We start from the raw sequence: 24429 nt of genomic DNA, 5'->3' as shown, positions 1-24429 counted from the left end.
GGGTACGATCTGAGCCAGGATCCCTCCGCGCTTATTGCGGCCATTTAAACACCAGGAAAACATTTTCTGCTTTACCGTTTGAACCGTTTCCAGGCCTGTCGCTACGGGCTGGGGGGATTCTGACGAGCTAACAGGAGCTATTAATCACCTCATAAATCGTCAAATTGATGTAACCCTAATAACAGGCCAACTATTTATTAAATTTGCAATCATTATTCACTTAATAAAGTTTTAAGTTAAACCACGACATTAATCATTAATACTTTATCCAGTTCCAAACCGTAAGATCCCATTATTTCTTAATTTTCATCAACGAAAACGAAGATCGTTTCATACCCATACTATATAAAAATTGACGGACCATTTTGTAAGCACTAGCGTTACCCTGGTTACGTAACCCATTAAACCAAAAGATTTTTTCAGGATTTCCTTAAATGGAGTTTTAAACAAATGGCTATTCCCGCTTACTTATGGCTTAAAGATGATGGCGGTGCCGACATCAAAGGCTCTGTCGATATACATGGTCGTGATGGAAGTATCGAGATTATCGCACTGAACCATGGCATAATGCAGCCCACGGACAAACATAACGGCAAGGCGACAAGTCTTCGCGTCCATTCCCCCTATTCTTTCGATAAAGAGATCGACGCCTCCAGCCCCTATTTGTACAAGGCTGTCAGCACAGGTCAGAAGCTAAAATCCGCAGAGATAAAGTTTTACCGTATCAACGATGCCGGTCAGGAAGTGGAGTATTTTTCCACCCTTATGGAAGGAGTGACGATCGTCAGCGTCTGTCCAATGATGCTTGACGTCAAAGATCCTGATTACGAGAAGCATAACCATCTTGAGCTGGTAGAACTGCTGTATGAAAAAATTACCTGGCGCTATGTCGACGGTAACATCATACATTCGGATAGCTGGAACGACCGCAAGACGGCATAAGGAGAACGTTATGGGATGGAAGTATGAGCAGTCGACCGGCAAGATGTATAAAGACGGTAAATTAATTGAGACCGGGTATTCCGGTGCTCTTACGAATAAAAACAACCCGGACCGTCAGCATGTGAAAGGACTGGGGCCACTGCCTCGCGGGACGTATAAAATCGCGGGTCATTCGAATTCTAAAGGACCGATAACCATCATTCTTGAGCAAACCTCGGGAGAAAGTTTTGGTCGCTCAGAATTTCGCATTCATGGTGACCACAAGTATGGTCCCGCCGGTTTTGCATCTGAGGGATGCATCATTCTCTCACCGTCAACGAGGCGTATGATCCTCCGCGACGGCGGCGTGCTTGAGGTAGTGCGATGAAATACCCGATCGTATTGCTGCTATCTGCTCTTACAGCCCCGGCAATAGCTGATGTTACTGACTGGTCTTCAGCAGTAAAGGGAATTGCCTCAGGTGATGCACACTGGATTGAGCAAGCCCCAAAGCTTGCTGCCGGTGCTGACGAGAACCAGGCAAAGCAGTTAGAAGATGCCTTAGCCGCAGCCCTCACCACAAACACCAACGCCACCCTGAAAGCGCTCCGCTCCATTGACGCCGGAAAATGGCCGCACATGGTAGGCAGCGATATTGTCTGTACTCCGCCTTTAGAGAAATCACCCGCCGAAATCGACGCGTTTTATCAGCGTACCCGCCGGGCACTGCTGGAAACCGTAGACGGTGCTCAATGCCTCTGGATTCTGGAGGCAACCATGGAAGAGCTAAACGCAGAGAAAACCCGTCAGGCTAAGTAGGAGTCACCCGGCGCACAATGGCCGGGTCTTTACCGTATCTCACCCCGGCCCCTCGCTCCCCGCCGCCAGCAGCGGCACCACCACGTCGCTGATGGGCACCGCAATCCCGTGCTTGCGGCCGTAGCGCTGGATCACGCCGTTGCGGATATCCCACTCCATCGGGCGGTCCGCCTGACGGTCGGCCAGGATCGACGTGCCCAGGTCCTCAGGCGCACGCTGGAAGTTCGCCAGGATCTCCTGCGCCACGTCATCATCCAGCTTCGCCCCTTCGGCGCGGGCGACGGTAAGCCCCTCGCGCAGGTAGGCCAGCGAAAGCTCGCTGATATCCTCACGCCTGAACATTCCGGCGCGGCGGTTAGAAAGCACCATCAGCCCGGCGACCGCGTTTTGCAGCAGCTTGCGCCAGGCGACGGTGGCGAAATCTGCCGAGAGTTCAACTTGACAGCCCGTACCGCGAAGCGCCTCCACCACCCGCTGCGCCTGCGGCACGTCCGGCAGCGTCAGGCGCGGCTTCGCCCGCAGCCAGACGGACGCATCGGGCTCGCGCTGGGCCGGGAACCAGACTACCGACGGCAGTACCGTCGCGCCGTTAACCCACGGTTCAAGCTGGGCTTTTTGCTCCACGCCGTTTTGCAGCGCGCAGACCACGGTGTTTTCATCGCACAGGGCCCGCAGCCATCCGGCGCTGTCGGCATTTTGCGTCGTTTTTACCGCCACGAAAACGAGATCGACGGGGCGCGTGATGACGGCCGGATCGGTTAATACCGGACCGGGCACCACAGTTTCACCCTCGTCGTGGCGCAGGCGTAATTCCGGGTGCGCGGTGCGTCCGCACAGCAGCGGCGTGCGGCCCGCGTCATGCAGCACGGCGCCGATGGTGGTACCAATTGCGCCAGGCCCAATCAGCGCAATCACTGGATTGTCAGACATGGTTAACTCCCCTTTTCGCTAAGCCTGCTAACAGTTATACCACCCTGAAAAGTGAGCGCCACGTCGTTGTCTATACTCAACACACAACAGACAACGGAGTGCGCCATGCCTTTACCTGATTTTAAATCCTCTGAACCTTTCACCCTCGGCATCGAACTCGAACTGCAGGTGGTTAACCCGCCGGGCTACGATCTGAGCCAGGACTCCTCCGCGCTCATCGCCGCCGTCAAAGACGACATCAAAGGCGGAGAGGTCAAACACGACATTACCGAAAGCATGCTCGAAATCGCCACCGGCGTATGCCAGAACATCGACCAGGCGGCGGCGCAGTTCTCGGTGATGCAGCAGAGCATCCTGCGCGCGGCGGCGGAGCAGCATATCCAGATCTGCGGCGGCGGGACGCACCCGTTCCAGAAGTGGCAGCGTCAGGAAGTGTGCGACGATGAGCGCTATAACGTCACGCTGGAGCGCTTTGGCTATCTGATTTTGCAGGCAACGGTGTTCGGTCAGCACGTGCATGTGGGGTGTCGAACCGGGGACGACGCGATTTACCTGCTGCACGGCCTGTCGCGCTTCGTGCCGCACTTTATCGCCCTCGCGGCAGCCTCGCCGTACATGCAGGGCACGGACACGAAGTTCTCCTCGTCGCGACTCAACATTTTTTCGGGGTTCCCGGATAACGGCCAGATGCCGTGGGTCAATAGCTGGCAGGAGTTCGAGGGGCTGTTCCGCCGCCTGAGTTCCACCAGCATGATCGACAGCATTAAGGATCTGCACTGGGACATCCGCCCCAGCCCGCACTTTGGCACCGTGGAGGTGCGGGTGATGGATACGCCGCTGACGCTCGGCCACGCGATTAACATCGCCGGGCTTATTCAGGCGACGTCGCACTGGCTGCTGAGCGCGCGGCCTTATAAGCATCAGGAAAAAGATTTTCTGCTGTACCGCTTTAACCGTTTTCAGGCCTGTCGCTACGGGCTGGAGGGAATATTAACGGACGTGCACACCGGCGAGCATAAAACCGTGGCGGACGATATCGCCTGGCTGCTTGAGCAGGTTGCGCCGTCGGCCGAGAAGCTCGGCGCGACGAGCGCAATCAATGAAATCGCCCTGCTGTTAAAGCAGGGCAAGAGCGAGGCGCAGCGCATGCGGGACTTTATCGCCGACGGCGGCTCGCTGATTTCTCTGGTGCAGAAGCACTGCGAGCTGTGGGCGACGAGTCCGTAAGGCCGTGGCCCCACTCGCGCAGGCGCTGGAACAGCACGAACAGCGCCGGGATAAACAGGATCCCCACCACGGTCGCCACCAGCATGCCGCTGAACACCGTGGTGCCGATGATGCGGCGGCTCTGGGCACCCGCCCCGGTCGCCAGCATCATGGGCAGGACGCCGATAATGAACGACACGGCGGTCATCATCACCGCGCGGAAGCGGCGCGAGGCCCCTTCCCGCGCGGCATCGACAATCGCCATCCCGTCCATGCGCCGCGCGCGGGCGAACTCCACGATAAGAATGGCGTTTTTAGCCGCTAGCGCGATCAGCAGCACCAGACCTATCTGCACGTACACGTCGTTGGCGTAGCCCGCCAACCACAGCCAGACCAGCGCCCCGCCGATGGCGAACAGCACCGAGAGCATCACGCTCGCCGGGAGCGTCCAGCTCTCGTACTGGGCGACGAGGAACAGCCACGCCATCACCACCGCCGCCAGCACGATCCATATCGCCTGATTGCCGGTCTGCTGCTCCTGATACGACATGCCGCTCCAGGCGTAGTCGTACCCCGCTGGCAAATTCTCCGCCAGAAGCTCGCCCATCGCCGCCATCGCGGTGCTGCTGCTCACCCCAGCCGCCGCCGAGCCGCTTACCGACACGGACGGGAACTGGTTGTACTGCTGCAGGAACGGCGCGCCGACGCTCGGCGTGATGGTGACGAGGTTGCTCAGGCGCACCCGCTCGCCGCTGTTGCTGCGCACGAACAGCTCGCTGATTTGCCCGGCGCGCTCGCGCCACTGCATCTCGTTTTGCATCACCACGTGGTAGACGCGGTTGTTGACGCTGAAATCCCCGGCGCGCGTGCCGCCAAAGGCGGTTTGCAGGCTGCTGAAGATGCGCGACACCGGCACGTCGAGGCGCGCGGCGCGCTCGCGGTCAACGGTCAGCGTCAGCTGCGGCACGTTGCTGCTCCAGGTGGTGAACACGCGGCTCAGCTGCGGATGCTGGTTAGCTTTCGCCAGCACCTCACGCGTCACGCGCTCCAGCTCCGCCGGGCTCTGCCCCGCCTGCGCCTGGATGCGCAGGTCGAAGCCGGAGGCGTTGCCCAGCCCCGGTAGCGTCGGCGGCGCGAAGGTCATAATGGTCGCTTCCGGCAGGGCCAGCAACTGGCGCTGCAGGCTCCCCATCACCTCGTCCAGCGGCGGGCGCTCGCTCCAGTCTTTGAGCATGATGGAGATAAACCCGCCGTTGGAGGCGCTGGTGCCGTTGAGGATGTTAAACCCGGACACCTGAATCACGTCCTCCACCGCCGGGTTTTTGGCGATGAGTTCGCGCGCCGTGTTCATCACCGCTTCGGTACGCTCCAGCGAGGCCGCTTCCGGCAGCTGGACGCTGGCGAAGAAGTAGCCCTGATCCTCCTGCGGCAGGAAGCCTTTTGGCATCGACATAAAGCTGAACACCACTACCGCCGCCGCGCCTGCGGTGGCCAGCAGCGCCAGCCACGGGCGCAGGTTTAAGACGTGCACGATGCGGGTGTAGAAACCGCGCGTGGCGTCCAGCCCACGGTTAAAGGCGCGATAGACTGCCGCAGGTTTATCCGGGCGCGGTCGCAGCAGCAGCGCGCAGAGAGCGGGCGTCAGGGTCAGCGCCACCAGGCTTGAGAGCGTGACGGCGGTGGAGAGTGTCACCGCGAACTGGCGGTACAGCTCGCCGACAATCCCCGGCAGGAGCGCCACCGGCACAAACACCGCCAGCAGCACCAGCGTCGTCGCGATGACCGGCCCGGCAATCTGGCGCAGCGCCAGCGCGGTCGCCGCCGTGCGGCTCTGCCCTTCCGCCATCAGCGTTTCGACGCTCTCCACCACCACGATGGCGTCATCCACCACCATGGTCAGCGCCAGAATAATGGCGAACAGGCTGAGGGTGTTTGCGGAGTAGCCGAGCGTGTAGAGCACAGCAAATGTGCCCACCAGCGACACCGGAATGGCGAGCGCGACAATCAGCGTCGCGCGCCAACTTTGCAGGAACAGGGAAACGACCACCACAACCGCCAGCATGGTGAGCGCCAGCGAGACGCCGATCTCCTTAATGGTGGCGGCAACAAAGGTAGTGGTATCAAATTTCACCTCGTAGACCAGGTCGTCCGGGAAGCGCGTCGAGAGGCGCTCCAGCTCCGCGCGCACCGCGTCGGCCACGCGCAGGGCGTTGGCGGACGGCGTCGGGTAGATGCCGAGGTAGGCGGAGTCGTGCCCGTTCAGCTGCGCGCCGGAGCTGTAGCTGCGCGAGCCGAGCTCGATGGTGGCGACGTCCTTCAGGCGCACCAGCTGGCCCATCTCGCCCGCGCGGATAATGATGTCGGCAAAGTCGTCGGCCTGGCTTAAGCGTCCCAGCCCGTTGATGGTCAGGGTCTGATGCTGGCCGTTAAACACCGGCGGCGTGCCGACCTGGCCTGCCGCCCCCTGCACGTTCTGCTCGCGCAGCGCCTGCGCCACGTCGTCGGTGGTGACGTTCAGGGCGTTCATGCGGTCCGGACGCAGCCAGATGCGCATGCTGTAGTCGCGCGCGCCAAACATCTGCACCTGCCCAACGCCCGGCAGGCGAGACAGCGCCTCGCGCACCTGGGTGCTGGCGTAGTTGCTGACGAACAGCGGCGTGTGGGTGTTATTCGGTGAGTAAAGGCTTACCCCCATCATCAGGTTGGTGGCGCGCTTGCGCACCTGCACGCCGTTTTGCTGCGCCTCGGTCGGGAGCTGCGCCACGGCCTGCGCCACGCGGTTCTGCACGTCGATGGCGGCGAGGTCTGGATCGGTGCCCGCCGCAAAGGTGATGTTCAGGCTATAGGTACCTTCGTCCGAGCTGGTGGACTCCATATAGAGCATGTGATCCACGCCGTTCAACTGGGTCTCCAGCGGCGTGGCGATGGCCTCCGCCACGTCAGACGAGCTGGCGCCCGGCCAGCTGGCCGACACATTCACCACCGGTGGCGTGATCTGCGGGTACTGCTCTACGGGAATAATCCTCAGCGCGATGGCCCCCAGCAGGGTAATGACCAGCGCAATCACCATCGCGAAGCGCGGGCGTTTGATGAAAAACGTCAGCATGATGGCTCCTTAGTTTAGTATCTGGACGGCTGCGCCGGGCTGCACGCGCTGCGCGCCGTCAGTAATCGCTCGCTCACCGGGCTTCACGCCGGAGGTAATCTGGAACTGCTGGCCGATCTGTCCGGCAATTTTCAGCGGACGCATTTCGGCCTTGCCGTCGGCGTTAACCACCCAGGCAAAGAATCCGTCGCCGTTCTGCTGGACCGCGGCGGCGGGCAGGGTCAGCACCGGCTGCTCGCTGGCCGGGCGCAAATACAGGTTCACGTTGCCGCCGGGCAGGAGCTGATGGCGCGGGTTGGCAAACTCGGCGCGCAGCATCACGCTGGCGGTGCGCGGGTCGATGCGGTTGTCCACGGAGGTCAACTCACCGCTGACGCGCTGGCCGTTGCTGTCAATTAACGCCTGCCACGCCTGCTTCATGGCGCTGATATCCGCATGCTGTCCGGCTTTGGTTGCAAACGCCCCCTCTTCCAGCGCAAAGGCGATGCGGATGGGATCGAGCTGCACGACCTCCACCAGCATGCCGCTGGCAGGGTTGACCAGGCTGCCGACGTGGAACTGGCTGTGCCCCACACGGCCGTCAATCGGCGAGGCGATGCGGGTGTAGTTCAGGGTGACGCTGCGGGTGTCGAGCCGGGCTTTGGCCTGCTCCAGCGCGGCGCTGGCGACGTCCCGCTGCATGCGGGCGTTGTCCACGTCGTGACGGCTGATGGCGTTGCTGCTGCCCAGGCTTTCAAAGCGGGAAAGCTGCTGCTGCGCCTGACGCAGCGTGGCTTCGGCGCTTCTCACCTCGGCCTGCGCCAGGCGCAGGGCGGCGCGCGGTTCGGCGTCGTCCAGCTCGAACAGCACGTCGCCTTTTTTCACGTACTGCCCGTCGCTGAAGTGAATTTTGGTGATCACGCCTTCCGTGCGGGCGCGCAGCTCAACGGTGTGGATGGCTTCGATGCGGCCCGGGATCTGACGTTCGGCGGCGTGGGCGGTCTGCTCCACGGTGGCGACGCGAACGGGAATGGCGTCGGCGAATACGGGTTGCAGGGTACTGACAAGAAGTGCTAACAGGACCGGGAATTTCATGGGAGTACCTCAGCGTTGTCTCCCCTCACCCCGGCCCTCTCCCCAAGGGGGCGAGGGAGAAAACCGTGCCCAAGGGAGAGTACCTGACTGTCCCCTCTCCCCTTTGGGGAGAGGGCAGGGTGAGGGGTAAGGTTTTCGTTATGCAGCCTTACGGAACCTGCGGGTCAGTCGCTTCTCGATTTCGACGACGAAGAACATCACGCCCGCCACCGCCAGGGTCACAAACCAGTAGCGCAGCGGCAGCGCTTCGGTGCCGAACAGCATCTGCATAAACGGCAGGTAGATAATCGCCGCCTGGAGCAGGAACAGCACGCCCGTCACCAGCCAGATCCCTTTGTTCGCCAGCAGGCCGCGGTTCAGGGAGAACCCTTCGGTGTTGCGGCAGTTAATCATGTACACCCACTGGGCGCAGACCAGCATCTGCAGCAGCACGGTGCGGATGAACTCCGCGCTGTGGCCGCGCGGGGCCAGCCAGGCTTCCAGCGCAAAGGCGGCGATGGCAATCATGGTGCCGACGAAGGCCACGCGCCACACGGCGTAGGCGTCCATGACGTGCTGCCCGGTCTGACGCGGCGGACGGCGCATGATGTTGCGCTCGGCGGCCTCAAAGGCCAGGCCGAAGGAGAGCGTGGCGGAGGTGGCCATGTTCATCCACAGAATCAGCACCGGCGTCAGCGGAATGATGTTCCCCGCCAGTAGCGCAATCACAATCAGCAGACCCTGCGCGAGGTTGGTCGGCATGATGAACAGAATCGTCTTCTTCAGGTTGTCGTAAACGCGACGCCCCTCTTTCACCGCGCTGGCGATGGTGGCGAAGTTATCGTCCGTCAGGACCATGTCCGCCGCCTCTTTGGTCACTTCCGTGCCCTTGATGCCCATCGCGATGCCCACGTCAGCCTGACGCAGCGCCGGGGCATCGTTCACGCCGTCACCGGTCATGCCGACGATTTCGCCTTTGTCCTGCAGCGCTTTCACCAGGCGCAGCTTATGCTCCGGGCTGGTACGGGCGAAGATGTCATACTTCACCGCGGCTTCCGCCAGCGCGGCGTCGTCCATCTTCTCCAGCTCGTAGCCAGTGACCGCCTGCTCACTGTTGGTGATCCCCAGCATCTGGCCGATGCTCATCGCCGTCTGCGGGTGATCCCCGGTGATCATCTTCACGCGGATCCCCGCCTGCTGGCAGGCGTTAATCGCATCAATGGCTTCCGGACGCGGCGGATCCATCATCCCGGCGATGCCGAGGAAGATCAGGCCGTGGCTCAGGTCGTCGTGGGTCAGTTCCTGCTCGCCGTTCGCCGGCTTAAACGCCGCGGCGACCATGCGCAGCCCCTGACGCGCATAGCGCTCCATCTCGGTTTCCCAGTACGCGCGGTTGAAGGCTTCTGCACCGTTGCGGGTCTGCTGCTCGGCGCACAGGGCGAAAATCACGTCCGGCGCGCCGGTGATCAGGATCTGCTCCTCACCGCCAATCTGGTAGTGGGTGCTCATGTACTTGTACTGCGAGTCGAACGGGATCTTGTTAACCAGCGTGGTCATGACCGGCTCAAGGCTGGCCTTCGCCGCCAGCACCTTCAGCGCCCCCTCGGTCGGCCCACCGGTGATGCCCCACAGGCCGCGCTCGTCCTGAATCAACTGGCTGTCGTTGCACAGGTCGATGGTGCGCAGGTACTGCTCCAGCACGGTGCCAGGCTGGATCTGCACTGGCTCGTCGCTGCCTTCCAGGAAGATGTTGCCCACCGGCTCGTAGCTGTTGCCGTCCACGCGGTAGCAGGCGTCGGCGGTGATGATGGCTTTGACCGTCATCTCGTTCATGGTCAGGGTGCCGGTTTTATCCGAGCAGACCACGGTCATCGCGCCCAGGGTTTCAACCGTTGGCAGCTTGCGGATAATTGCCCGCTTGCGCGCCATCGCCTGCACGCCCAGCGAGAGGATGATGGAGATAATCGCCGGCAGACCTTCCGGCACGGACGCTACCGCCAGGCTAATCAGGGAGAGCAGCAGCTCGCCCATCGGGATCTCGCGAAACACCAGGCTGAAGACAAACAGCGCGGCCATCATCGCCAGAATAATGGCGAAGATCGCTTTACCCAGCTTGTCCATCTGCACCAGCAGCGGCGTGCGGTGCTTTTCGATGCCCGCCATCATCTGGTTGATGTGGCCAAGCTCCGTCTCCTTACCGGTCGCGGTGACCACGCCGACGCCACCGCCCGCGCTGACGGTCGTCCCGGAGAAGACCATATTGGTGCGGTCGCCCAGCGGCAGTTCGCCGCTCAGCGGATTAATATGTTTATCCACCACGGTAGATTCACCGGTCAGAATCGCCTCTTCCACGCGTAAATTATGCGCTTCGATTAAACGCATATCCGCCGGAATACGATCCCCCGCGCGTAATACAATAATATCGCCCGGGACTATTTCAATTGTGGGTATCGTTTCGTGGTTGCCGTTACGAATAACGCGCGCCTCGCTGGAGAGCATATTGCGAATACTCTTCAGGGATTTTTCCGCGTTGCTTTCCTGAATATGGCCAATTAATGCGTTGATTACCGCGACGCCCAGAATAACCAGCGTATCAACCCAGTGGCCCATTACTGCCGTTAATACGGCGGCGGCCAGCAGGACATAAATCAGCACATCATTAAAATGGGCCAAAAAACGCAACCAAGCGGGTTTACCTTTTTTCTCCGGCAGCGCGTTCGGACCTGATTTTTGCAGACGCGCCTGCGCCTCTGCACGATCCAGACCGCTGGCCTGGCTTTGCGTCTGCGCAAGCACCTGCTCGACGGTCTGCTGGTATGCCAGCCCGCCGGAAGGCGGCACGTTTGGGGACAATTTTTTTTCAGTCATCGTATTTTTCCTTCAATATCCGGTGAACAGAAGCCTGAATTCCTTTCTGGCTAAATAAATTCATTATTAAGTCTTGCGGGTAAAATTGATCTACCGCAATATATTTACTACTGGGTTATTCAAAATTGATTAAAATTATTTCGACACGCTGATTTTTACAAAATATTTCTAAACCAACATTAAACGAGGGGGAACCATGTTTGGTATTTATCGCGGACGACGCCTGGCGTTATACATTGTCGCAGCCATTGTTATTGCCACGTTAATTGGATACAGCACTTATATGTTTGTAAAATTATTTTCCTGATACAGACATTTATTTACATAACGCGATATTAATATAAACGCCGGGTCGTATGTTGTTATTTATTCGCAGTAATAATGTCGTTATTTTATTCAAAAAGGCCCACGGGGCTGATATTGCTTTACGATACAGAATGCCGGACAATGACATTTTTAACTGACGATTAACATTACGATGAAACACCCGTTAGAATCGCTGCTTACGGCGGGGGGCATTTTATTGCTGGCCCTGATCTCCTGCCTGCTGTTACCCGCGCCGTCGCTGGGTCTGGTGCTGGCGCAGAAACTGATGACGACCTTCCATATGGTCGATCTGAACCAGCTCTACACCATTTTGTTCTGCCTGTGGTTTTTAGCGCTCGGCGCCATCGAATTCTTCATCCTGCGTTTCGTCTGGCGCCGCTGGTTTTCACTGGCGTCGTAGGCCGGTGAAATCGCGCATGCCGTGGATCAGCGCTTCACACCAGGCCGCGTAGTCGTGACCGCTGGATGAGGAATGGAAGCTGACGCGATACCCTTTCTCCCTCAACGCCCGTTCGAAATCCTGCGTGGTGCGATAAATGCCCCCGCCCGGCCCCGTGGTTTCAAACTTTCCGGCCTGTAGCCAGAAGCGCACCGGATACGGCGGCGACTGCTGATACTGCCGCGTCAGCCAGCCGGGCGCTTCCCCTTTCGGCGCCCACCAGTACGAGCCTGAAAGACTCAGCACGTTACCAAACAGGCGCGGATAGCGCAGCGCCACCCACGACGAGGCAATTCCGCCGTAGCTCGACCCCGCCAGCACCGTTTTCTGCCGCTGCGTCGCGATGTCCTGCCCGCGCAGCCAGGGCAGCAGCTCGTGCGCCATAAAGTCGGCGAAGTCCGGGTTCGGCGGCAGCTCGTTGCCGCGTCGGGGGTGATCGAGGCTGTCGATAAATACCACGTTAATCGGCGGAAGATGGTGGCGGGCAATAAGACCGTCCAGCACGTTAGCGAAATGGTATTCATCCTGATAAATCTGCCCGTCGAAGAGGATGAGCGTCCAGCGCGCGGGCTGCGCGCCGCGCGGTTTATAGATCATCACCTCGCGGGAATTACCGAGGATTTTGCTGGTGATGCTCTGGCGGCTTAATGACCCGTGGACCAGCGGCTGGGCCGTGGCCTGCGCGGAGCAATAGCGCGCCGGGCTGAGATCCAGCAGCGAATAGCGGTTCCAGCGATCCGCCTTCTGTTCACCAAAGGTATGCGGGTTGAGCGGATCGGCCTGGGCGCTCACCAGGATCGCGCGGCGCTGGTCGCGTGAGGAACCCTCGACGATCGGCACATCGGGCGCGAGCTTGTACTGCATCACCGTGTCGGCGGGCACCACATAGCTGCGAAACCAGACGTCGCTGTTGCCCAGACGAAACAGCGGGTCGTGATCCCCCGCCGGTGAGCCGAGAATAAAGACGTTATCCCGCGCGCCCCGCCACAGGAAGGTGACGCGCTTATGTTCTGCGTCTACCGGCTCCACCATCGGCGTTCCCTGCCGAATCTGCGTCTGCCAGAACGCGTCGGTACGCCCTCCGGCAGCAATCTCTTTTGCCAGCGCCTGAAGCGTCGGGCTTTCAGGCGCCAGCATCTGTACACGCGGTAGCGCAGATGTCTCTTTCATCCGCCACTGAAAACGCCAGGGTTTACCCGCTTCGCCGTGCAGGACCAGCGAGGTGCTCTGCTTTACCGGCAGGGCAAACAGCAGCGCGTGTTCGCCATCGGCGGGCCCATTTTCAACCAACGTACGAATGCGGCGGTTTTGCCCGTCCAGCAGGCGGGCATCCGTTACGCCATTCAGCGTGGCGGAAACATAATTTTCAGCAAGCTCTGGCAGCATAAAACAGACTTCACCGCTGGCATCAAACTTCCCCTGGACGTCTCCCTGCCGGGAAGAGTATTCGCAGGTTGCCGCCACCGCAGGCAGCACACCTATCCCGAGTAATAATCCGCTCCATACCCTCTTCATTACCGCTTGTTCCCTGACGAAATTTGTTATCAACGCTAATGCAAATGGTAATTATTTGCAATATCATCTAACACGTTTTAACGGTGTTTTTATGGCGATAGCAACCAAGGACGAGTCGAAAAAATGTTTAAGAATAATAAGATAATGCAGCTGTGGCTGATGAGCCTGGCGACGACCAGCGTGGCGGCTCAGGCTGAAAATAGAGAAGAAACCATAACGGTGACACAGGGCGTGAGTGCAGACCCCACCGCCCCGGTAAAAGGGATTGTGGCAACCCAGACGCTCTCCGCAACCAAGACCCGCGCGGAGATCGTGAAAACGCCGCAGTCGGTATCGGTGATCACCCGCGATCAAATGCAGATGCAGGACGTGACGTCCGTATCGCAGGCGCTGCGTTATTCGGCGGGCGTGTTTACCGAGTACCGCGGCTCGTCGAACCGTAACGACGAGGTGTTCGTGCGCGGTTTTAGCTATGTGCCGAAGTTTCTCGACGGCCTGAGCTTCGGCGCAACCGCCTCATCCCAGACGGGTACGATTGACCCGTGGTTACTGGAGCGCGTGGAGCTGGTGCGTGGCCCGGCGTCGGTCCTGTTTGGTCAGGTCAATCCGGGCGGGTTAATCAGCATGACCAGCAAACGGCCGACCGCAGAACCCATCCATAACGTGCAGTTCCGCACCGGCAATAACGATCTGGCCGAAGGCGCGTTTGATTTCGGCGGCAGGCTGAGCGACGACGGCCGCGTGCTGTATCGCGTCAACGGTATCGCCCGTACCCAGCACAATCAGGTGGATGATTATAAAGAGACGCGGATGGCGATTGCGCCGGCCATCACCTGGTACCCGAACGACCAGACCCGCTTTACGCTGCTGACCAGCTACCAGAAGGATCCGGATGCGGGCTACCGCAACTTCCTTCCCGCCTACGGCACCGTCAAAAGCGTCGACGGGAAATATATCCCGCGCGACTTTAACGTCAGCGATCCGAATTACAATCAGTCCTGGCGCGAGCAGACGACGATCGGCTACGAGCTGGAACATCAGTTCGCCGACGATCTCACCTTCCGCCAGAACGCGCGTTACGCTGCCATCAAACAAAAATACCGTTACCTCGTCTACGCCAGCAGCGCGGCCAACAGCACGGTATTAACGCGACGCGCGCAGCATGAAGAGCGCACCACCAACGAATTTGGCCTGGATAATCAGCTTGAGTATCTGCTGGAGACCGGCAGCGTCAGCCACACCCTGCTCGGCGGGTTCGACTACAAGACCAGCAAAGATAAGCAGCTGCTGGCACGCGGGAGCGGTTCACAGTATGACCTCGACTGGACGAACCCGGTGTACGGCGTGAACGTGGATGAAAGCGCCTTCAAAACCGCCTCCGACGAGCAGCAAAATCTCGACCAGATGGGGTTGTATTTGCAGGATCAGATGAGCTGGAACAGCTGGGAATGGCTGGTCTCCGGGCGCTACGACTGGAGCGAAGTGCGAACCAACGACTTCACCGACGGCAGCGTTACCCAGCAGAACGACAGCAAGTTCACCTGGCGAACCGGCCTGCTGTACGCGTTCGATTCTGGCCTGTCGCCGTACGTCAGCTACAGCACCTCGTTTGAACCGAACCTGCAAACCAGCCGCGCGCCGGGCGTTGCCCCCTTCAAGCCAACCACCGGGGAGCAGACCGAGATTGGCCTGAAGTATCAGCCGGTCGACAGCACGCTAATGACCCTCGCGCTGTACGATTTAACCCAGGACAACGTGGCGACCTATAACAGCGCCGAAGGCTGGTTCGAGAACGCGGGCAAGGTGCGTTCGAAAGGCGTTGAGGCGGAAATCCACTCCACGCTGATGGACAACATCAATCTGATTGGCGCGTATACCTACACCGATGCGAAAACCAAAAGTACGACGGTGGCGGGAACAGAAGGCAAAACGCCTGCGCGCATTCCGGCGCATATGGCATCGGCGTTTGCCAGCTATACCGTTCCGGGCGGCGCGCTGAAGAGTCTGACCGCTGGCGTGGGGATGCGCTACATCGGCACCAGCTACGGCGATGCGAAGAACACCTTCAAGGTGCCGTCGGTGGATCTGTATGACGCGATGCTGAGCTACGATCTGGGCGAGATGAACCGCAGCCTGAAAGGGGCGAGCGTGCAGTTCAACGTCAATAACGTGGCGGACACGAAGTATGTGGCGTCGTGCGCAAGCGATACGGCGTGCTTCTACGGGATTGGCCGTACGGTGACGGCAACGGTGAATTACCGGTGGTAAGTTATCTGTAGGCCCGGTAAGCGCAGCGCCACCGGGCAATTAACGGGCACCGTGCCGACAAAAAAGCCGGGTGGCGGCTACGCCTTACCCGGCCTACACGCGACATGTTAATGTGTCTGGCTATGGTTCTCTTTGCGGTACGCACCCGGCGGCTGGTTGAACGTACGGGTGAAGATGCGCGTAAACGTCTGCTGCGAATCAAACCCGTAGCGCAGGCAGATATCGTACACGCGCGCGTCGGATTCACGCAGGTCACGCGCCGCCAGCAGCAGCTTGCGCTCGCGAATGTAGCGCCCGAGGCTTTCCCCTTTGTACTGCATAAACAGCCGCTGCAGATGCCACTTCGAGTAACCCGCGTGGCGGGCAATCTCTTCGATACGTAATGGCTGGTGCAGATTGTCGTCGATCCATTCGACGATAGTGTCGATGACTTGAGCGGAAATGGTCATACCGCTGTCCCCCTCTGCTTCTTGCTTAAACATTATTCCCACCACTCGCGAAATGCCTGAGTGGTATCACTCACCCGCACGGGCTCACCCAGTTCCGGCGTCAGCAGCCGATAATTTTTGTCCTTGCTGGCGCGCGCCAGCTGGATCAGCGGGTCGTTCCACGTGTGTTTCGCCAGCACGAAGCGCCCGTTGTGCCCCGGCACCACCGCTTTGGCGTTCAGATCCGCCGAGGCCTGCGCCGTTTCATCCGGCAGCATGTGGATGTACTTCCAGTCCTGGTCGTACTGGCCGTTTTCCATGATGGCTAAATCCACCTCGCCAAACTGCTCGCCGATGGCCTTAAAGTGCGGGCCGTAGCCGGAATCTCCGCTGTAGTAAACCTTCTGCTCTGGCGTGACGAACATAAAGCTGCCCCACAGGGTCTGGTCGCGCTTGATGCCGCGCCCGGAGAAGTGACGCGCCGGAAGAACATGCACCGTTAATTCATCGCTGATGCGCACCAACTGGTTCCAGTCACGCTCGTCGATGATTTCCGGGTTCATCCCCCAGTAGCGCAGGTGAGATCCCACGCCCAGCGGCGTCACCACGCGCTTCACCTTCGGCAGTAGCGACCTGATGGTGGCGTAATCCAGATGATCGTAGTGATCGTGCGAGATAATAAGCAGGTCGATCTCCGGCATGCTCTGCGCACTCCACGGATACTCCCCCGCAAACGCTTTATTGAGAAACGAGAATGGCGCGGCGTAGTTACCGAGGACCGGATCGATCAGGATGCGTTTACCCGCCAGCTGCAGGTACCACGAGGAGTGGCCGAGCCACACCAGGGTGTCCTGCTCCAGCGGCAGGCTGGCGAGATCGGTTTTCACCAGCGGCAGCGGCTGTGCCGGGCGAGCGTTTTCGGTTTTTTTGGTCAGAAAATCCCACGTCGCAACCAGCATGTTTTTGTCGCCGTTATAACCCGGCGTCGGCAGCGTATTGTGGAATTTGCCCTCGCGATACTGCGGGGAGGCTTCCACTTCGGAGAGCTGCTCACCCTGCGGTGGCTGGCCGAATCCGGCGTTCAGAACAAAAGGTAAACTCGCAGCTGAAGCAATAATCATGACAAACACCACGCAGATGAATAGCGGCTTTTTCATTTCCTGACCCGATACGCGCCCCATCCGATGGTTTACGCGGGTTAAGCTTGATTATGAGTGAGTAAGCACTCATTATTAGATACGATGAATATATCGTCAAGACGTTTTCGATCTTTGACATTCCGCGTTGCAGCGGTATGAACCGCATGCTTCAATACGTTTTTTTACATTTGACAAAGGGGAGAATTGAGTGGCACGTCCGAAGAGTGAAGATAAAAAACAGGCCTTACTGGAAGCAGCAACCGCTGCGTTTGCGCAGTCGGGTATTGCCGCCTCAACGGCGCTCATTGCCCGTAACGCGGGCGTCGCCGAAGGCACCCTGTTTCGCTACTTTGCTACCAAAGACGATCTGCTGAATGCCCTTTACCTGCACCTGAAGCAGGATCTCTGTCAGGCGATGCTGTCTAATCTGGATCGCTCCCTCACCAGCTCAAAAGAGCATACGCGTAATATCTGGAACAGCTATGTCGACTGGGGGATCAAAAACCCTCTCGCACACGCTGCCATTCGCCAGCTTGGCGTCAGCGAGAAGATCAACGCCGAGACGGAGCAGGCCGTGAAAGATATGTTCCCGGAGCTGCACGAGCTTTGCCGCCGCTCGGTGCGCCAGGTATTTATGTCCGACGAATTTAAAACCTTCGGCGATGCGATTTTCTTATCGCTGGCCGAAACGACGATGGAATTTGCCACCCGCGACCCGTCCCGCGCCGTTGATTTTAAAGCGCTGGGCTTTGAGGCCATGTGGCGCGGGCTGGCTCAGGAGGATAGCGATGGACGGTAAGTCCTTGCAGGAGCACGCGAAACGCGTGGCGCTGGAGATGCCTTTCACCGAACACTGCTGGCCGTTCGGCCCCGAGTACGACGTGTTTAAAGTGGGGGGGAAAATTTTTATGCTGATGGCGACCGTACGCGGACGCCCTCACGTCAGCCTGAAATCCGATCCGGAAAAATCGCTTTTGAATCAGCAGATTTACCGCGGCGTTGAACCGGGCTATCACCTGAATAAAAAGCACTGGATTTCACTCTACGGCACCGATGACATCACGCCAGAGGTGGTCGCTGATTTCATCAATGACTCGTGGAATCTGGTGGTCGATAAACTGCCGAAAAAAGATCAAAAGTGGATACGTCCGGCCTGATTGTTCGTCTGAGCCGAACAGTATAACCGTTCGAATCGCACTTATCTTTTGCCGCTTCGCGCGGTAATCTGCTCTCCTTTCGCGCCCGCGCATGGGCGAATTTCATCACCAGGAGTTGTTATGGATATCATTTCTGTCGCCCTGAAACGCCACTCGACTAAGGCGTTCGACGCAAGCAAAAAACTGACCGCAGAAGAAGCGGAAAAAATCAAAACCCTGCTGCAGTACAGCCCGTCCAGCACCAACTCCCAGCCGTGGCACTTTATTGTTGCCAGCACCGAGGAAGGTAAAGCGCGCGTGGCGAAATCCGCCGCGGGCACCTACGTGTTCAACGAACGCAAAATGCTGGATGCCTCTCACGTGGTGGTGTTCTGCGCGAAAACCGCGATGGACGATGCCTGGCTTGAGCGCGTTGTCGATCAGGAAGAGGCCGATGGCCGTTTCAACACGCCGGAAGCCAAGGCTGCCAACCATAAAGGCCGCACCTACTTTGCCGACATGCACCGCGTGGATCTGAAAGATGACGATCAGTGGATGGCGAAGCAGGTTTACCTGAACGTCGGTAACTTCCTGCTGGGCGTGGGCGCGTTAGGTCTGGACGCCGTGCCAATTGAAGGTTTCGACGCCGCGATTCTTGACGAAGAGTTTGGCCTGAAAGAGAAAGGCTTCACCAGCCTGGTGGTGGTACCGGTTGGGCACCACAGCGTGGAAGATTTCAACGCCACGCTGCCGAAGTCTCGCCTGCCGCTGAGCACGATTGTGACCGAGTGCTAATCCCTTCTGGCACGCTGGGTTCCGGCGTGCCTGTTTTCAATAAAGCGTAATCTGCGGGTGTTTAACCCCACACACCAGTGCATAACGCGTTAAGGTATCAAGGCTTGCCCGGGTTATATTCGCTTCCATTCTTGATACGGTAGGTGCGCTGACGCCCATTCGCTCCGCCACCTGCGCGCGCGTCAGACCAGCATGGTCGCGCCATTGCGCTAGCATCTCTCGCAGTCGCTCCTTGCGCTCTTCTGCATCAAAAGAAGCCTGTACCTCTGAATTGCTTAACAGTTCAGATCTGAGTTCATCCCAGTCAATAATCTTCTTGCTCATCCAACATCTCCTGTTGTCGTTTCAATGCCAGACGGAGTTCAGCTGCGGGCGTTTTTTGCGTCTTCTTAACAAATACGCGTAAGAGAAAAAGCGTCTTTTCCCGCTGATATACGTAGATCCCACGAGTGTGGATCAGCCCGACGGTTCTAATTTCGAACAAACCATAGGGTAAGGGTTTGCTGTTGGGTTCTCGTAGTGCTGTCGGGTTAGTACGTAATTTATCAAGCTGGCGAATCAGCTTCGCCTGGACCCCAGCAGGTAGTGAGAGAATCTCTTCCCTGACCGCCTGATGAACGATAAGTCTGAACACGTTATTTCATCCCTGATGATATTAGCATATAAGGCAATTTGCATTAAAGGCTAATTTAGTTTTTCGTGTCCTACCTTACCCGTTTTAAACTGGCAGAACCGGATCCGCTTTGATTCCCTGAAAGCGTCTCGCAAAAAACTTATTTCCCCTGCGCCGCCAGCCACTCCATCGCCCGCTCCCCCGCCTCATCCACCGGCAGATAGACCAGCAGCCGTGACCCGTTTCGCGGCGCGGAGTACCAGTACATCTGCTGCAGCGTAAAATCCCCCAGTTCGGGATGGGTAAACAGCTTGAGCTGGTTCTCCACGCCGCGCACGTCGTTGCGCTGGTGCCACAGGGTTTTGAACTCTTCGGACACCGCAAAGAAGCGCGCCAGCTTCGCTTCCCACAGCGGGTCGCCGCGGTGCTCCGCCATCGCCGCGCGGAAATAGGAGACGAATATCGGCAGCACGTCGTCGCGTCTGCCGAGCCGCGCGCGCCACGCCGGATGGGTGAGGAACAGGTAAATACAGTTGCGGTCTTCCGGCGGGATTTCATTGAAATCCACGCCCATCAGATGACCGAAGCTGTCGTTCCACGCCACGATGTCGAAGTTGGGCTTCTGGATGCTGGCCGGTTTTGGCAGCAGGGTATCGAGCAGGCGGCGCGTGCCTTCGCTGATGCCCTCACAGCAGACGGCCTGCGGGGCTTCACCCGGCGGCAACCCGGCGAGCACGAAAAGATGTCGGGCCTCGGTCGGCGTGCACTGCAAGGCTTTTGCCACGGCGGCCATCACCGCGCTCGACGGATTGACGTCCCTGCCCTGCTCCAGCCAGGTGTACCATGTCACGCCCACGTCGGCGAGCATCGCCACCTCTTCCCGGCGCAGGCCCGGCGTGCGGCGGCGACCGCTGCGCGGCAGGCCAAGACGCTGCGGATCGAGGCTTTCGCGCCGCGCGCGTAAAAATGCCCCCAGCTGTTTTCGGGTGTCATCCTGAAGAGAGGTGACGGGTTCAGACATCAAGGCCATAACTCCCCCTGCATGGTAGTGCCAGTACCAGTATAAGCAAGAACTGGTACCCGTTTATCAGATGGTTGATGCTACGACCATCTGATGAATGACGCAATGGAGATCCCATGAATACGTCAGTTGTTTCACCGGGCCGCGCTGGCCTGATATTGCTGTTGACCGGCCAGATGCTGCCGATGATTGATACCTCAATCACCAACGTGGCGCTGGACGCCATTACCCACTCGCTGCACGCCACCGCCACCGAGCTGGAGCTAATTGTCGCCCTCTACGGCGTGGCCTTCGCCGTCTGCCTGGCGCTCGGCAGCAAGCTGGGGGATAACCTTGGCCGCCGCCGTCTGTTTATGTGGGGCGTCGCGAGCTTTGGCCTGGCCTCGCTGCTTTGCGGGATGGCGGGGAACATTGAACAGCTGCTGGCCGCGCGCATCGTTCAGGGTGCGGGAGCTGCGCTGATCATGCCGCAAATACTTGCGACACTGCACGTGACGCTAAAAGGTACCGCCCACGCAAAAGCCATCAGCCTGTTCGGCGGCATCGGTGGGATTGCGTTTATCGTCGGCCAAATGGGCGGCGGCTGGCTGGTGTCGGCGGATATCGCCGGGCTGGGCTGGCGTAACGCCTTCTTTATCAACGTGCCGATCTGTCTGGTGGTGCTGGCGCTGAGCCGTCGCTACGTACCCGAAACCCGCCGCGAAACGCCGTCACGCATCGACTGGCCGGGCACCGTGCTGCTGGCCATCATCCTCTGCTGCCTGCTGTTCCCGATGGCGCTTGGCCCGCAGTGGCACTGGTCGTGGCCGCTGAAGGTTATGCTTCTCGCCATTATTCCGCTGGCCTGGCTGATGGCGCTGAATGCGCGCAAAAAGGAGCGTGAGAATGCCCACCCGCTGATCCCGCCGCGCCTGCTGCAGCTTCGCAGCGTTCGTTTTGGCGTGCTGATTGCGCTGCTGTTTTTCAGCGTCTGGTCCGGGTTTATGTTCTGTATGGCGCTGACCATGCAAACCGGTCTGGGGATGGCGCCGTGGCAGTCCGGGAACAGTTTTATCGCACTGGGCGTGACCTATTTTATCTCCGCGTGGTTCGCGCCGCGCCTGATTGCCCGCTACAGCACCAGCACCATTCTGCTGACCGGTCTGGCGATCCAGATTACCGGCCTGCTGGCGCTGATCGCCACGTTCCGCGTCTGGGGAATGGAGAATACCGCGCTGACGCTGGCACCCGCGACCGGGCTGGTCGGCTACGGGCAGGCGCTGATCGTGAACAGCTTCTACCGCATCGGGATGCGCGATATTCAGCCTGACGACGCCGGCGCCGCGAGCGCCATTCTCAGCACGCTGCAGCAGGCCGCGCTGGGGCTGGGACCCGCCATTTTCGGGGCGATTTTGCTGCACGCGCTGCAGAACCATCACGGGGATTACACCCAAGCGGTGAACGTCTTCCTGATGGTGGAAACGGCGATGATGGTGGTGCTTGCCCTGGCGACGCTGCGCATCCGCCATCGCCTGTGCCTGCCGGTGGTGAAGGTCTGTCAGGCCGCCAAATAAGCCCATGAATTTGCATAATAGATCCGCAGCCGCCATTATGGGGCTGCATCAATACAGGAGACGTTATGCAGGAATTAATTGCTCAGGTTGAAGAGTTAGGGATTGAAATTAATCACACCACCTCTTTAGTGATTATCTTTGGTATTATTTTTCTTACCGCCATCATCGTTCATTTTATTCTGCACAAAGTGGTGCTTCGCGCGTTCGAAAAACGCGCGCAGGCCAGCAGCCATTTGTGGCTGCAAATCATTACCCAGAATAAGTTATTTCACCGTCTGGCCTTTACCCTTCAGGGGATAATCGTCAACGTTCAGGCGGTTCTGTGGCTGCAAAAAGGCAGCGAAGCGGCGGAAATGCTCACCACCTGTGCGAAGCTGTGGGTGATGGTGTATGCCCTGCTCTCCTTCTTCTCGCTGCTGGACGTGATTTTTAATCTGTCGCAGAAAATGGCTACCGCGTCGCAGCTGCCGCTGAAAGGGATTTTCCAGGGCATCAAGCTGGTAAGCGCCATCCTGGTGGGGATCTTGATTATCTCCCTGCTGATCGGCCAGTCTCCGGCGATTCTGATCAGCGGTCTGGGCGCCATGGCCGCCGTACTGATGCTGGTCTTTAAAGACCCGATACTGGGACTGGTGGCGGGTATTCAGCTCTCCGCCAACGACATGCTTAAGCTCGGCGACTGGCTGGAGATGCCGAAATATGGCGCTAACGGCACGGTGACGGACATCGGTCTGACCACCGTCAAGGTGCGCAATTTTGATAACACCATCACCACCATCCCGACGTGGGCGCTGGTCTCCGACGCCTTTATCAACTGGAGCGGCATGTCGGCCTCCGGCGGGCGACGCATTAAGCGCAGCCTGAATATCGATACCACCAGCATTCATTTTCTCGACGAGCAGGAGCAGCAGAAGCTGATTCAGGCGAAGCTGCTGAAGCCTTACCTGGCCGCGCGTCATGAGGAGATTAACCTGTGGAATCAGCAGAACGGTGAAGGGGAGTCGGTATTAAACCTGCGCAAGATGACCAATATTGGCACCTTCCGCGCCTACCTGAATGAATATCTGCGCAACCATCCGCGCATTCGCAAAGATATGACGCTAATGGTGCGCCAGCTCGCGCCGGATGCTAACGGCCTGCCGATTGAAATATACGCCTTCACCAACACGGTGATCTGGGCGGAATATGAAGAGATTCAGGCCGACATCTTCGACCATATTTTTGCGGTAGTGGATGAATTTGGTCTGCGTATTCACCAGTCGCCAACCGGGAACGATATTCGCTCCCTGGCGGGCGTCATCGCGAAATAATCAGGTGCTGGCGCGGGAAATAAAGCGCCAGTCCATCATTACCCTTTCCGTGGGCGCATCCGGGTTGTCGATTTTGTTCAGTAACAGATCGACCGCCTTGCGCCCGATATCCCTGGACGGCTGTTCGATGGTGGTGAGTGAAATCATGTCCGCCAGCTCGGTGCCGTCAAACCCCACTACCGCGATATCCTCCGGCACCCGCAGCCCCGCCTGCTGAATCGCGCGCAGCGCGCCTGCGGCCAGGGTATCCGATACCGCAAACACCGCGTCCGGCGGGTTTTCCTTGAGCAGGTTTTGCATCGCGACCATCCCGGCGTGGGAGCTGAGATCGCAGGCGTATTCCACCGCCTGATACGCCAGATCCTTCAGGTGGATCACGCTTTTATAGCCGCGCTCGCGCAGGCGGGCATATTTGTAGCTGAAGTCGTGGTTGATCATCGCGATGCGCGTGCGGCCGCCCTCGGCCAGTTGGCTGACGGCGTGCTGGGACGCATCCACGTCGTTAATCCCCACGCAGGAGACCGCGCCCGCATCGGCGTATTCGGCGCACTGCACCCACGGCGCGGTGCCAATCAGCTCGGCCAGCTCCGGCAGCTTCGAGAAGGCGTCCATGGTGATAATGCCGTCGACAATTTTGCCGGAGAGCAGGCTTAAGCCCGAGCGGGAACGTTCGATATCCGAGCCGGAGTTGCACAGCAGAATGCGGTAACCGTTTTTCTCCGCCTCTTCTTCAATGCCCTTCACCACCTCGGCGCAGAACGGGTTGGCGATGTTCGACACCATCACCAGGATCATATAGCTGCGGGCGGTGCGCAGCTGGCGCGCCAGCAGGTTCGGCTGGTAGTTGCTCTCCCGGATCGCCTGCAGGACGCGCTCGCGGTTTTTCGCCTTCACCGTGTCGCTGTTGTTGAGCACGCGGGAGACCGTCGCCACGGAGACCCCGGCCAGCTGAGCGATTTTCTGAATTGACATAGCGACGACA

The 24429-nt window shown here is 58.9% G+C and carries 22 protein-coding genes and 1 pseudogene; 12 read left to right on the top strand and 11 right to left on the bottom strand.

Annotated elements, in window-relative coordinates; all coding sequences use genetic code 11:
* Positions 1–37: 37 nt before the first annotated feature.
* From K5E19_RS24370 to K5E19_RS07045, 4 genes and pseudogenes are all read left to right on the top strand, one after another.
* A pseudogene (locus K5E19_RS24370) lies at positions 38–117 on the top strand (hypothetical protein); the annotation flags it as partial.
* 333 nt (positions 118–450) lie between these two features.
* Positions 451–942, top strand: a complete 492-nt coding sequence (locus tag K5E19_RS07055) for an Hcp family type VI secretion system effector (RefSeq protein ID WP_221550553.1) — start codon at positions 451–453, stop codon at positions 940–942.
* Between the two features lie 10 nt (positions 943–952).
* The gene (locus tag K5E19_RS07050) at positions 953–1309 is read left to right on the top strand and encodes a tlde1 domain-containing protein (RefSeq protein ID WP_221550552.1); all 357 of its coding nucleotides are present in this window, start codon (positions 953–955) and stop codon (positions 1307–1309) included.
* Positions 1306–1740, top strand: coding sequence for a hypothetical protein (locus K5E19_RS07045; protein ID WP_221550551.1), 435 nt, complete (start codon positions 1306–1308; stop codon positions 1738–1740). The genes K5E19_RS07050 and K5E19_RS07045 overlap by 4 nt, the downstream gene beginning before the upstream one ends.
* 39 nt (positions 1741–1779) lie before the next feature.
* Here K5E19_RS07045 and K5E19_RS07040 read toward each other — a convergent pair whose 3' ends face one another.
* The gene (locus K5E19_RS07040) at positions 1780–2670 is read right to left on the bottom strand and encodes an oxidoreductase (protein WP_221550550.1); all 891 of its coding nucleotides are present in this window, start codon (positions 2668–2670) and stop codon (positions 1780–1782) included.
* Positions 2671–2775: 105 nt separating this feature from the next.
* On the opposite strand from K5E19_RS07040, the gene K5E19_RS07035 reads away from it, so the two are divergent.
* Complete coding sequence (locus tag K5E19_RS07035) at positions 2776–3897, top strand: YbdK family carboxylate-amine ligase (protein WP_221550549.1); 1122 nt, start codon at positions 2776–2778, stop codon at positions 3895–3897.
* On the opposite strand, the gene K5E19_RS07030 is transcribed toward K5E19_RS07035, so the two are convergent.
* The 3 genes from K5E19_RS07030 to K5E19_RS07020 form a co-directional block, all read right to left on the bottom strand.
* Positions 3827–6982: an efflux RND transporter permease subunit gene (locus tag K5E19_RS07030; RefSeq protein ID WP_221550548.1), complete on the bottom strand. Its 3156-nt coding sequence runs from the start codon at positions 6980–6982 to the stop codon at positions 3827–3829. The genes K5E19_RS07035 and K5E19_RS07030 overlap by 71 nt on opposite strands.
* A gap of 9 nt (positions 6983–6991) precedes the next feature.
* On the bottom strand, positions 6992–8056 hold the full coding sequence (locus tag K5E19_RS07025) for an efflux RND transporter periplasmic adaptor subunit (protein ID WP_221550547.1): 1065 nt from the start codon (positions 8054–8056) through the stop codon (positions 6992–6994).
* Positions 8057–8194: 138 nt separating this feature from the next.
* Complete coding sequence (locus tag K5E19_RS07020; protein ID WP_221550546.1) at positions 8195–10903, bottom strand: cation-transporting P-type ATPase; 2709 nt, start codon at positions 10901–10903, stop codon at positions 8195–8197.
* A gap of 478 nt (positions 10904–11381) precedes the next feature.
* On the opposite strand from K5E19_RS07020, the gene K5E19_RS07015 reads away from it, so the two are divergent.
* Positions 11382–11630, top strand: coding sequence for a DUF1158 domain-containing protein (locus K5E19_RS07015; protein WP_010428319.1), 249 nt, complete (start codon positions 11382–11384; stop codon positions 11628–11630).
* Here the strand turns inward: K5E19_RS07015 and K5E19_RS07010 are convergent.
* On the bottom strand, positions 11616–13184 hold the full coding sequence (locus K5E19_RS07010; protein WP_221550544.1) for an alpha/beta hydrolase-fold protein: 1569 nt from the start codon (positions 13182–13184) through the stop codon (positions 11616–11618). The two genes, K5E19_RS07015 and K5E19_RS07010, sit on opposite strands and share 15 nt — an antisense overlap.
* A gap of 123 nt (positions 13185–13307) precedes the next feature.
* On the opposite strand from K5E19_RS07010, the gene K5E19_RS07005 reads away from it, so the two are divergent.
* Positions 13308–15452 (top strand): TonB-dependent siderophore receptor, encoded by a 2145-nt coding sequence (locus K5E19_RS07005; protein ID WP_221550542.1) that lies wholly within the window; start codon positions 13308–13310, stop codon positions 15450–15452.
* A 107-nt stretch (positions 15453–15559) separates the two neighbouring features.
* On the opposite strand, the gene K5E19_RS07000 is transcribed toward K5E19_RS07005, so the two are convergent.
* Together K5E19_RS07000 and K5E19_RS06995 are read right to left on the bottom strand one after the other, a co-directional pair.
* On the bottom strand, positions 15560–15901 hold the full coding sequence (locus tag K5E19_RS07000; RefSeq protein ID WP_010428317.1) for a RamA family antibiotic efflux transcriptional regulator: 342 nt from the start codon (positions 15899–15901) through the stop codon (positions 15560–15562).
* Positions 15902–15933: 32 nt separating this feature from the next.
* Complete coding sequence (locus K5E19_RS06995; RefSeq protein ID WP_221550540.1) at positions 15934–17037, bottom strand: MBL fold metallo-hydrolase; 1104 nt, start codon at positions 17035–17037, stop codon at positions 15934–15936.
* Between the two features lie 190 nt (positions 17038–17227).
* Here K5E19_RS06995 and K5E19_RS06990 point away from each other — a divergent pair, with 190 nt between their 5' ends.
* The 3 genes from K5E19_RS06990 to nfsB all read left to right on the top strand — a co-directional run bounded on the left by K5E19_RS06990 (position 17228) and on the right by nfsB (position 18950).
* Positions 17228–17818, top strand: coding sequence for a TetR/AcrR family transcriptional regulator (locus K5E19_RS06990; RefSeq protein ID WP_221550539.1), 591 nt, complete (start codon positions 17228–17230; stop codon positions 17816–17818).
* Positions 17808–18176, top strand: coding sequence for an MmcQ/YjbR family DNA-binding protein (locus K5E19_RS06985; protein WP_221550538.1), 369 nt, complete (start codon positions 17808–17810; stop codon positions 18174–18176). Before K5E19_RS06990 ends, K5E19_RS06985 begins: the two co-directional genes overlap by 11 nt.
* Before the next feature lie 120 nt (positions 18177–18296).
* Positions 18297–18950 (top strand): oxygen-insensitive NAD(P)H nitroreductase, encoded by a 654-nt coding sequence (gene nfsB / locus K5E19_RS06980; protein WP_219323476.1) that lies wholly within the window; start codon positions 18297–18299, stop codon positions 18948–18950.
* 36 nt (positions 18951–18986) lie between these two features.
* Here the strand turns inward: nfsB and K5E19_RS06975 are convergent, their stop codons facing one another.
* The 3 genes from K5E19_RS06975 to K5E19_RS06965 all read right to left on the bottom strand — a co-directional run bounded on the left by K5E19_RS06975 (position 18987) and on the right by K5E19_RS06965 (position 20593).
* On the bottom strand, positions 18987–19274 hold the full coding sequence (locus K5E19_RS06975; protein ID WP_221550537.1) for a helix-turn-helix domain-containing protein: 288 nt from the start codon (positions 19272–19274) through the stop codon (positions 18987–18989).
* Positions 19255–19584, bottom strand: a complete 330-nt coding sequence (locus tag K5E19_RS06970; RefSeq protein ID WP_221550536.1) for a type II toxin-antitoxin system RelE/ParE family toxin — start codon at positions 19582–19584, stop codon at positions 19255–19257. Before K5E19_RS06970 ends, K5E19_RS06975 begins: the two co-directional genes overlap by 20 nt.
* Positions 19585–19723: 139 nt before the next feature.
* Positions 19724–20593 carry a helix-turn-helix transcriptional regulator gene (locus K5E19_RS06965; protein ID WP_221550535.1) on the bottom strand — a complete coding sequence of 290 codons (870 nt, stop codon included), beginning with the start codon at positions 20591–20593 and terminating at the stop codon, positions 19724–19726.
* A gap of 107 nt (positions 20594–20700) precedes the next feature.
* Between K5E19_RS06965 and K5E19_RS06960 the strand changes: the two genes are divergently transcribed.
* A complete protein-coding gene (locus tag K5E19_RS06960) occupies positions 20701–22137 on the top strand; it encodes an MFS transporter (RefSeq protein WP_221550533.1) in 1437 nt (478 codons plus the stop codon).
* A gap of 65 nt (positions 22138–22202) precedes the next feature.
* Positions 22203–23447 carry a mechanosensitive ion channel family protein gene (locus K5E19_RS06955; RefSeq protein WP_221550531.1) on the top strand — a complete coding sequence of 415 codons (1245 nt, stop codon included), beginning with the start codon at positions 22203–22205 and terminating at the stop codon, positions 23445–23447.
* Here the strand turns inward: K5E19_RS06955 and K5E19_RS06950 are convergent, their stop codons facing one another.
* Complete coding sequence (locus tag K5E19_RS06950; RefSeq protein WP_221550529.1) at positions 23448–24419, bottom strand: LacI family DNA-binding transcriptional regulator; 972 nt, start codon at positions 24417–24419, stop codon at positions 23448–23450.
* Positions 24420–24429 lie beyond the last annotated feature (10 nt).

Source organism: Enterobacter sp. RIT637 (genome assembly GCF_019718755.1).
Taxonomy (GTDB): Bacteria; Pseudomonadota; Gammaproteobacteria; order Enterobacterales; family Enterobacteriaceae; genus Enterobacter.
The sequence above is the reverse complement of the archived record's forward strand: the minus strand, read 5'-3'. Positions and strand labels throughout refer to the sequence as shown.